The sequence below is a fragment of the Arthrospira sp. PCC 8006 genome (assembly GCF_046480465.1).
GTDB lineage: Bacteria > Cyanobacteriota > Cyanobacteriia > Cyanobacteriales > Microcoleaceae > Limnospira > Limnospira platensis.
In genome coordinates this window covers 1-11,011 of sequence record NZ_PKGG01000180.1, presented here as the reverse complement: position 1 = coordinate 11,011, position 11,011 = coordinate 1, and the positions used below count along the sequence as shown (strand labels likewise).

General features: G+C 43.8%; 4 protein-coding genes, 1 tRNA gene and 1 pseudogene. 3 read left to right on the top strand and 3 right to left on the bottom strand.

The window, feature by feature from the left end; all coding sequences use genetic code 11:
- Positions 1–321 precede the first annotated feature (321 nt).
- From ltrA to B9T16_RS20730, 3 genes and pseudogenes are all read right to left on the bottom strand, one after another.
- A pseudogene (gene ltrA, locus B9T16_RS20740) lies at positions 322–2,135 on the bottom strand (group II intron reverse transcriptase/maturase).
- Positions 2,136–2,839: 704 nt separating this feature from the next.
- Entirely contained in the window at positions 2,840–3,673 is an 834-nt protein-coding gene (locus B9T16_RS20735) for a transglutaminase-like domain-containing protein (RefSeq protein WP_006616933.1), read from the bottom strand.
- A gap of 6 nt (positions 3,674–3,679) precedes the next feature.
- Positions 3,680–4,543, bottom strand: a complete 864-nt coding sequence (locus tag B9T16_RS20730) for a DUF6816 family protein (protein WP_006616932.1) — start codon at positions 4,541–4,543, stop codon at positions 3,680–3,682.
- 390 nt (positions 4,544–4,933) lie between these two features.
- On the opposite strand from B9T16_RS20730, the gene B9T16_RS20725 reads away from it, so the two are divergent.
- The 3 genes from B9T16_RS20725 to B9T16_RS20715 all read left to right on the top strand — a co-directional run bounded on the left by B9T16_RS20725 (position 4,934) and on the right by B9T16_RS20715 (position 10,329).
- On the top strand, positions 4,934–6,040 hold the full coding sequence (locus B9T16_RS20725) for a Gfo/Idh/MocA family protein (protein ID WP_006616931.1): 1,107 nt from the start codon (positions 4,934–4,936) through the stop codon (positions 6,038–6,040).
- 374 nt (positions 6,041–6,414) lie between these two features.
- Positions 6,415–10,137, top strand: a complete 3,723-nt coding sequence (locus B9T16_RS20720) for a PAS domain S-box protein (RefSeq protein ID WP_006616930.1) — start codon at positions 6,415–6,417, stop codon at positions 10,135–10,137.
- Positions 10,138–10,257: 120 nt separating this feature from the next.
- Positions 10,258–10,329: transfer RNA gene (locus tag B9T16_RS20715), tRNA-Gln, on the top strand.
- The last annotated feature ends 682 nt before the right edge of the window (positions 10,330–11,011 follow it).

Genomic DNA, 11,011 nt, shown 5'->3' with positions numbered 1-11,011 from the left:
TGATTTCGCAGTTGGTTTATGACCTTGAGTCCCCTGCCTTGCTTAGATTTCTCCAAGCGTCGGGACATATAAACAGTTATGGGATGGTCAGGGGTGCGAATCCCTTATATTCCACCAAGGGGTGCAAGTCCCACTAGGAGGTTATTTCAGGCATTGCAGCCTTATTTGACTCCTAAACGTCTCGCACTCTTCTCGCTTATTATACCGTATTGCCGTAAAATGTTAACCTAATTTGAGATGAAATATTAGGGGTCGAGAATGGAGTCGCCTCCATTCCCTCCCATTCAGAATCGTGCGTGAGACTTTCACCTCACACGGCTCCTAGTCTGATTGTTCCATTGTTAAGGATACAGCTTTAGCGTTGTCTAATGCCGTCTTATCATCGCGGGTGTGGCGATGTAATAGTTGAAGGTTCTGGTATTCATCCTTTCCGCCTAAACTTCGAGGTACAATGTGGTCTACTTCAACTAAATCTGATGGTGCGAAATACTGTCCACACCAAGTACACCTGCCTTTTTGCTTTTTGAGTAGTTTTGCTACCCTGTTTGGTGTTCCAATTGCTTGTCCTTTCCTGGTTGCCCAGTAAGTCCAGTTTCCGTCGTATGGTGTTGCGTCAGAGCTTATTAGGGTATGTCTGACAATCGGAGTGTAGCTATGCTTCCATAGGGTAATTCCGTCTTTGGATTTGAATAACCAAGTTTCATGTCTTTCTTTCCCATTACTAAGTTTAACCTTCCCTTGTTGGAAATAGTTTCTTAGCTTTTCATAACTTGCCTTTCCGCATCTTGATACTGTCCATGCCCTTAACATTAGCCAGATTGTTTGGTCTAGCTTATTGAAGGTCTCTGTTGAGACTACTGATGAATAATAATTTGACCATCCCCGAATAATCGGGTTTAGTCTACTTATCAAGGCTGATTGGGGTGCTGTTTTATATTGTTTTATTACACCCTTAATCACTTAAATGTGGGCTTTAACTGCTTTGTTGCTGGGTTTTATGTGAGTTTTGAACCTTAACTTTTTGTGGGGGGTTTTGTTGCATAATAAGCCTCCTTTTCTTCTTCCCCCATGTTTTCCAGCTTTATATTTGCCGACTGGATATTGCCTAATATTGAATCCCAGAAAATCGAACCCTGGTTCCTCTGCTTTGCCGTTGTACTCAATAGGATTGAGCGTGTGGCATATTCGAGTCTTTTCAGGTTTTATTTCTAATCCTACAGGTTTTAACCATTCGGAAATAGCAATTTTGCACTGTTCAATAATCTCTAGTGATGGAGATATCACTACGAAATCATCGGCGTATCTTATAACAGTAGCTTGTACTACGTTTGCTTTCTTAGGGTACAGTTTTTCTATGAACCTAACCATGCCCAACAGTGCGATGTTGGCGAGTATTGGACTTATTACCCCTCCTTGGGGTGTCCCTGTTTCTGTATCCTCAAATACACCGTTATCTAGCACACCTGCTTTGAGCCATTGTTTCAGGTCTCTCTTTAGGCTGCTTGGACAATGAATTTTGGATAGTAGATAATCATGGTTTATTCGGTCAAAACATTTTGCTATATCTGCATCCAGAATATAATAACCTCCTTTGTTGATACTCTGAAAGATTCTGGATATTGCATCGTGGGTAGACCGACCAGGACGGAACCCATAGCTATTGTTTTCAAATCTTGATTCCCATTCAGGTTCAAGAGCCGAATTGACCAAGGCTTGCCTCGCTCTGTCTTGGATTGTGGGTATTCCCATTCCCGCTTTTTTCATCCCTGCCGGGTTTTGGAATCCACACCCGTCGTAGTGGTTTTGCTTTGAGGTTTCCCTTAATATTCTCCACAAGTTCAAACCTTTGTCTTGGAGAGATTGCTCTCATTCCATCAACTCCAGCCGTTTTCTTGCCTTGATTATCCTGGGTCACTCGCCGCACTGCTAGGAGCCGGGCATAATATGACTTCACCAATAGACGTTGCCACCTTCGTGCCTTTGCGTCCTGTCCCGATTTAGCTGCTTGAAATATCCTCTTTTGGAGCTTGAAAACTTTTCTCTGAACTTTTGCCCATGGAGTTTATTTCCATACAAACGCACGTCTTGATTGGCTTTGATTTCTCAAATCCTTTCTTTAAACTCGCTTTCGTCATAGTAACTCCTACTAGACTCTATTCTTTACAGTCAAACCGTGACCCGTTAGCATATCCCTACTATTACAGTCGGGCGTTGGCTTCTGGTCACATCTCACCCCCTAATAGGCTTACGCTTACACTTTTTACTACTGACTCTCTCGACCAGATTATCAGAGCCTAAAAGGGGTTATAACGTTCCATTTATATGGGCATTCCATCTTTAGACTTGTCCTATCCACCGGGGTACTTAAAAAGGTCTGTGTAGGTGATGTCATGATTACCCTACTTTCCCCTTGTTCTTTTGAACGCAGCGTATCAACCTATTTCGCTGCTTAGTGTTGACGATGGTTCAATTCGGAGCATTCAGATTTCCTTAGTCATGGATGGTTGGCAGTGGTCAGATTTTTGGGAATAGGTTTTCCCTCACGCCTTCCGTTCCCCGCTTCAATCCTGGGGTTGTGATTCCCAAAACTGGGGGTGGCTATCGCCGTTACTCTCTACTCCCTGATTTCTCAGTTTGTTTATGACCTTGAGTTCCCTGCCTTGTTTGTATTTTCCAAACGTCGGGACATATAACAGTTATGAGGATGGTCAGGAGTGCGCTCCTTATATTCAACCAGGGGGTTGAAGTCCTCACCAGGCAGTTATTTCGGGCATTGCAACCCTATTTGATGCCTGAACGTTTCGCACCATGCTCTCATATTAGCGTAATCTGATGTTGACTACTCCAAAAAGGCGATCGCCTCCTCAGTATATATAGGACATTCGCCGGGACTGATACAATCAACAAATAACTCCATTTTCGACATAAAGACTGACCCGAAAATGGTAGCAAAAGAAACATCGGCTGCATCTCTTCCGGTCCCAATGCGGATCAACCCCGTCCGGGGAACTAAACGAGTCGCATCAAACAAATACCAGCGATCGCCTAAATAAGCCTCAAAATAGGCATGAAAATCTGGCGGTTGCAAATCATAAGCATAGCCAGTCACAAACCGCGCCGGAATATTCAAAGACCGACAGAAAGCAATACCTAAATGGGCAAAATCCCGACAAACTCCCGCCCTTTCGGTGGCGGTATCAAAAGCGGAGGTATGGGCGTTGGTACTCCCTGATAAATAAGTGACATTTTCATAAATCCAATTACACATAGCTGTCACCCGCGAATAGTCAGGAACTAAATCACCAAACTCAGTCTGGGCGAACCGCATTAAGCGATCGGACTCGCAATAGCGACTAGGATATAAATAGGGTAACACATCTAAAGGCAATTTAGCTGGAGGAACTTCGGGAATATCCTGTGGGTGTTCTTCAAAGGGTTTGAATTCCACTGTAGCTTGATAAGATACTTCCAAATTTCCGGGAGGTGAATTAACCCTAATGTATCGGTTTTCTAGTTCTGGGGAAATATATTCATCTATATCGACATCAGGTGCAATGTGTAGGTCTTCTTGGAGGATATGTTGAAATCGGTTATTGCAAACGGCAATATTGAAAATTAAGGTGCTATCGCTATAAATCTCATAATTTAGCTGACAGCCCAAATTAAATTTCATAGATAATTAATCCCCCTGATTGGTAAGTGGTTGTAACATTAGTTGATAGCGATAAAGGGCGACGGAATGTCCGGCGGCTTGAAAGTAATTAGGATCTTGTGGGGATAGGTAAATTGCTGTAATCTGATCAGCTACTATCCCCTGTTTCTCCTGTCGATAAGCGGTGGTTGTTTCTACCTCATTTAGATATAGGGTAAATTCTCCCTCAAATATCTGCTGGGCGATTTCTGAGGCGATAAATTCTCCTGGTGATGGTGTTTCGGTTCCGCGACTGGTTACCACAGATATCAAGCTACGATCGCCTGGAAATTTAGTAATTTGGCGGTTGGGATTATTGGGGTCAACCTGTACGGATATCACCCCCCGATCGCCTAATATAGCCTTAGCAATATTTAACCCATTCTCAGAGCGATCGGCTACTATCCTCAGATAGAGTTTTTCCTCTAACTTCAATGGGGGAACCGGAGATAACACGGAGGATATAGGCGCTGATTTCATCTCCCTAAACCGGACTCGAAAACTTATGGGTTGATTGAGATAGCCAAGATTTCCCTGGAAACCAGGAGTTACCAGATCCGGTGCTAGGGGGGCGATCGCTTCCACTAGGGTACTGGTGACATCCCATTGTCCGGCCATCCACTCTGGGTAAACTAAATCTCCCCTCGCCTCACTCAAGGCGGGTTTTCCTTTCCAGTGGGGAAACTCACCTAAGCGATCGCTTAATGAACCCGCCCACGCCGCAGATGGACATAACCACAACAGCAGCCCACCTAAGAACCATAATAAAGCCAAAGTGGCGCGATCGCACCTAATCCGATATACCCCATTAATATTACCCGGATCGGGAATCGATTTATTGCCCAATTTCACCTTCTCAAACTGCCTGATCGCTGAACAGATTTTACAACAGTATAGCCTTATCACCAATGTTAAAGGAAAACGACAAGCAAAGCCTTGGTTAAACACAAGACCCATTGTTGATTGGAGTTGGGAAAATTAATTGATTTAATGCACGGGAAAAAACTATTTTCCGCCGGCACTAAAATTTTAACACGGTTTGACATTTTTGACCATGGTTATAATTAACTTTGGTGAAGTTAGGTTAGCTTTTTGGCTAGTAGCAACGACCTTGATCAATTCACCCTCGGCGATCGCCTGTTAACAATAGTTGTTGACCATGATTAGCAGTCCACCGGGTAACAATAGTTAACTAACAGTGCTACGATCGCAGTTAGGATAGATGATCGGAACGAGTAAGTTATGACCGCAAATAAAATTGGTATTGCCGTAATCGGGACGGGATTTGGTCAAAAAGTCCACATTCCCGCCTTCAAGGAACACCCCCGCACGGAGATTATAGCAGTTTACCATCGAGACATAGACAAAGCCAAGGCGATCGCATCTGAACATAATATTCCCCACGCCAGCGATCAGGTTAGTCAAATGGTCACTATACCAGAAGTCGGGGCTGTGACCATCGCCACCCCCCCATTCCTACACTTTGAGATGGCCAAAGAAGTCCTCCACGCTGGGAAACATCTGTTATTAGAAAAACCCACCACTCTTAATGTTGAGGAGGCAAAATACCTTTATCAACTGGCTAAAGACAAAAACTGTGTCACCACCATGGATTTTGAATTTCGCTTTGTCCCGCAATGGCTGCAATTAGAAAAACTACTGCGACAGGGATATGTCGGACAACCCAGGCTAGTCAAGATTGATTGGTTAGTGTCCAGTCGCGCCGATGCGTCAAGGGCCTGGAACTGGTATGCTCAGAAACAAAAGGGCGGCGGTGCTTTAGGGGCGATCGGTTCCCACAGTTTCGACTATATACACTGGCTATTTGGTCCGATAAGCCGCCTGTGCGGACAGTTAAGCACAACCATAGCCCAACGCCCTGATCCGGCTGAAGGAGGCAAACTCAAGGCTGTAGATGCCGATGATACCTGTAATTTAATCTTGGAGTTAGCCGACGGAACCCCCTGTCAGGTATGTTTGAGTTCTTGCACATTCTGGGGACGGGGACACTGGGTAGAAGTCTATGGTAGTGATGGAACATTAATTCTCGGTAGCGACAACCAAAAAGACTATATCCACGGTTTCAAATTGTGGGGAAGTAAAGCCGGGGAAGATTTGGCAGAAATTGCCATTCCCGATAATTTGCAGTTTCCCAAAACTCATGATGATGGTCGCATCTGTGCCTTTTTGCGCGTTGTCGATCGCTGGATGGAAGCTATTTCACGCCATGAGTCCCTGGTGCCTTCTTTGCGCGAGGGGGTCTATTCTCAATTACTAATGGATCTCACCCATGAATCTAATGTTACAGGGACTTGGGTTGATGTTCCTGATCTGAACAATTTTTTGTAGATTTAGGTGGGGATAGTAGTCCTACATCCTAGGTATCATGCCTAATAGAGGTGAGGGGGTGACTCTAAGTATGACCGTATGGTTATGTTCACCCTTGGGTGATTCATCCTGTTAAGTCAAGTGACAAATTTCTAAGAACAGGCTGTTTTTTTGTTAAGATTAAATTAAAGGTAATTGCGGTGTGGCATTAAGACTTTGGACAAGCCATTTAAAGCCAGTTGCGAGTTAAAAAATAAATACGGATGTTTGGTATTACCCCTCTCAATTAAGGTCTGTGATAGTCAGACTCGTTGTTATAGACTGATCCGTGCTTTGTGCCAGTCTCTTCCCTGAAGTGGGAATAATTATATGACAGTAAAATTTAAGGTAAAACTATGTCCAGATTAAACGGCCGAGTTTTCGACCTAGGAAGTGGGGTATTGCGTCAGATCGGCATTAGCCCTGACATTTCCTTTGAGGATATAACTCGCCTAACTATTCACATTACCAATGCACCGATCGCTTTTATCAGCTTTATCGACCAAACTCATCAGTGGCTGAAGGCTCAAATAGGCTTGTCCGATGATATAAGTATTTATTTAGATTTTTGCGGATATGCGATCGCCTATCATCGTGGTGGAAGTCTCAGTGCCGAGCCCGCAAGTCCTACCTCAGAACCCATTATTATTGAAGATATCAGCACTCACCCCCAACTCGCTAGTCACCCGATAGCCAAAAATGACCAACCTATAAAATCTTATCTGGGTGTTCCAATTACTACCCTAGAGGGCTATCAATTGGGGATGATATCAGTAATGAATTATGATTACTGGGAACCTTCACCTGAGCAGATTATAGCACTAGAATCCCTCACTCGTCAAGTAGCTAACCAAGTTAATTTACACCGACAATTAATCGACCTGCACGGGAAATTAAGTCATCTGGAAACTATCATCACTGAACGCCGAAAAGTATGGGATATTGTCCGCCAAGAACGGGATTTTGTCAATGGAGTTTTAGATACTATTAGCGCCCTAGTAGTGGTGATTGATCCGCAGGGTCAGATTGTCCGTTTTAATAAAAGTTGTGAACAATTGACGGGATATAAAGCCGGAGATGTTGAGGGCTTATTGATTCAGGATTTAGGATTATCAATTTTTGATCAAGAGTGGGAGGGATTTGATTGGGGTTTAGCAGCCATTGAGTTGGACGAACCGCCCCAATCATCTCATCATGTGCAATCGAATAGTATGAGGATGGGTCATTTTCCTAGACAGTGTGAGAACCAGTGGAAAGGAGCTGATGGAGAAGCCTATTTAGTGTCTTGGTCAAATAGTGCAATTCTGCATCCAGATGGCTCTCTCAAATATATATTAGGCTGTGGGATTGATATTACTAATCGGAAACAGTCGGAAGAAATGTTGCATTTATTGCAGCGGGCGATCGAAGCTAGTCCTAATGGTATTGTGATTTCGGAAAGCAGCAACAATGATCTGCAAATTATTTACTGTAATGCAGGTTTTGAAAAGCTAACTGGGTATACTAAAGAAGAGGTAGTTGGTCAAAACTGTAGGTTTCTCCAAGGCCCAGACACTAATCGAGATTCAATTGCTATTATTAGACGAGCCATCAAGCAAGAAAAAGGATGTAAAGTGAACTTAAAAAATTATCGGAAAGATGGTAGCTGCTTCTGGAATGAACTAGCTATTTCTCCGGTACGAGACCATCAAGGAAAACTCACGCATTTTATTGGTATTCAAACTGATATTACCGAACGGAAGCAGTCGGAAGATGCTTTGCGAGAAAGTGAAGCTCGCTACCGTCTGTTAGCAGATCATGCTACGGACTTAATCTCCCGACATGATGCTGAGGGGATTTATCTTTATGCCTCGCCAGCTTGTCGAGATTTACTAGGTTATGAACCGGAAGAATTAATAGGAATTTCGGCTTATAAATTTTTCCACTCTGATGATATAGAGCGCATCCAGAAATCTCACCAGACCTTATTAAGTGATTCTGATGTGGATACGGTAAGTTATCGAGTTCGGCGTTCTGATGGTAGTTTTATATGGTTTGAAACGACTTCTCACGCTATCCGCAATCATGACAATAATGATATCCAAGAAATCGTATCTATATCTCGTGATATTACTGAACGCAAACAAGCAGAAGAAATCCTGCGGGAGCGATCGCACCTTTCTCTACTAGAAGCCGAAGTTGGGAAAGCCCTAGGACAAGGTGGCACAATACCAACTATTCTGAATCGTTGCGCGAAAGCAATGGATCAATATTTACAGGTCGCCGGGGTATCGATATGGACCATAAACAATCAAACTAATCAACTCGAAAGACAAGCCGGGGCGGGAATTGTTACCCTGAAAGCACCCACACCGCAGCTATTGAACCATGAACTATCCCAAGTGTCTCAACAAATAATACAGGTTTCTCACCAAACCTTAGAAGTCCCACTGGTGGTAGAAGGGCGGTTAATGGGAATGATGGCTATTTGTAGTTCTAATCCATTATCTCCGCAAGTTCAGGATGTGCTAGGTTGGATTGCTAATGCGATCGCTGTGGGAATTGACCGGGTAAAAGCCCGCGAAGAATTGCAAAGCCGTAGGGAAGCCTTACTATTTCGCTTGGCTAGTCAAATCCGCAATTCCCTAGATATTGACACAATTTTGGGAACAGCAGTTCAGGAGATCCGCAGTGTTCTACAAATCGACCAATGCCATTTTTTGTGGTATTTACCCACTCAACCGAACAGACATAATTTTGCCATTACTCACGAATCGCGATCGCCTTCTTTATCAAAGGTTTTAGAAGATTACCCCTCGGATAAAATTGGCTGGTTGGCTAATAAAATCTGTAAGCGGGAAACAGTACAGGTTAATAATTTACAAGATACAACCGTTTTAGATGCAACTACCAGGGGGTTACTGGAGGAGGCGGGAATTGCTTCGGAAATTTTACTACCCCTGGAGACGCGATCGGGACAGCGGGGGGCTGTGGTCTGTAATCAATATAATAATCCTCGCGATTGGATAGATAGTGATGTAGAACTATTGCGAGCCGTAGTAGATCAATTAGCGATCGCCATTGACCAAGCGGAACTTTACGCCCAAACTAGAGCCGCCGCCTTAGCCGCCCAAACTCAAGCCTTCCACCTAAGCGAGGCTCTCCAGGACTTGCAACAAAAAGAGTCACAATTAATTCAAAGTGAAAAAATGTCTAGTTTAGGACAAATGGTGGCGGGGGTAGCCCACGAAATTAATAACCCGGTGAATTTTATTTATGGCAACCTCACCTATGCCCGCGATTATACTAAGGATATGCTGGAATTAGTCGAACTGTATCAAGAACAATATCCTGAACCTCTGGAAGTTATCCAAGAACGCATAGAGGAGATTGACCTAGACTTTTTGGTAGAGGATTTACCGAAAATCCTGTCTTCCATGGAAATGGGAGCCGATCGCATTCGCCAAATTGTTGTATCTCTGCGGAACTTCTCCCGTTTAGATGAGGCGGACATGAAGCCGGTGGATATTCACGAGGGTATTGATAGCACTTTATTGATTCTGCAAAACCGCCTGAAAGCAAAAGGTAGTAGTTCTGGTATTGAAGTGGTTAAAAAATATGGTCAACTTCCTAGGGTGGAATGTTATGCGGGACAGCTTAACCAGGTGTTTATGAATATTCTCAGCAATGCGATCGATGCTTTAGATAACCAACCAGACCCCCGTATAATCACCATTACCACCGAAGTCGTATCCATTAGCTCTGGGTCTAACTTATTTCCCCTTCCCGCTTCTGATGTAATCAAAACCACCTCAGAAGGGATCATCAAACCTCCCGAATCCAAAAGTAAACAGGTGTTGATTCAGGTTCATGACAATGGCTCAGGTATTCCCGATGATTTAAAAAATCGACTGTTTGATCCATTTTTTACCACTAAACCCGTTGGGAAGGGGACAGGACTGGGACTATCAATTAGTTACCGGATTATTGTTGAAAAGCACGGAGGAAGCCTCAAATGTATCTCACAGCCGGGCGAGGGCTGTACTTTTGCCATTCAGATTCCCATTGAACCACCCCCGGAACTCAAGCAAACTCATTAAAGTGGAAAGCCTCTGATTGCTTTGGATGTCTGGTAGATATCAGGGGCTGAAAAAAAATTTCCCAAAACACTTGACAAAACAGGGGTGAGTATTGATATGATAATAAAGCTGAGAGATTATTGGGGCGTCGCCAAGCGGTAAGGCAGCGGGTTTTGGTCCCGCCWWTCGGAGGTTCGAATCCTTCCGCCCCAGTTTAGTATAAACCCTTATCCTGACAGCGATAGCGGGTTATTACTCAACCCAATAACTATGCCTAGTTACTCAAATATTACTCACAATCTAGTCCTAGCACAGGAAAATAATTCTGTCAACGGTTGATTACTCAGTCAACAATCACAACTTAATCAATCTGTCAAATATCCATTCCTCCCCCCAACCAAACACCGATAGGGTAACTCCCTTGTGATACCCGTCAATGGCAAGCCTATCGGTTCGTTACGAACCATTGACTGTTATCACATCGGTCGTTTCCCCAATAGTGCTTGTTTCGGTTAGGGGGAGGGTATGGGTTCAATTTTGCAGGGTATTACCTAAAGCTACCAGTGCTAATAATAGGACGGTAATGAGTGCGATCGCAGTGGGATTTATCTATGGCTCAAAGTCAACATGATAGCTGTAGGTAGCCGTAGGGGGAACCCACTAGGTTATCAATGTACAACGATACCCCTATCAATGTACAACGATACCCCTATCAATGTACAACGATATMAGGCTGCCTATCCGGTTATCTATGGGAGTCAGATTATTGGGGTAATATTTGGAAGCCTGCTATCTACCAACAAAATGCGATCGACTAATCACGACTAACCTGGCTATGACATACTGAAGCGATACCCCCAAACAACTTTTCAACTGGTAACTTGTTTCGTAATCT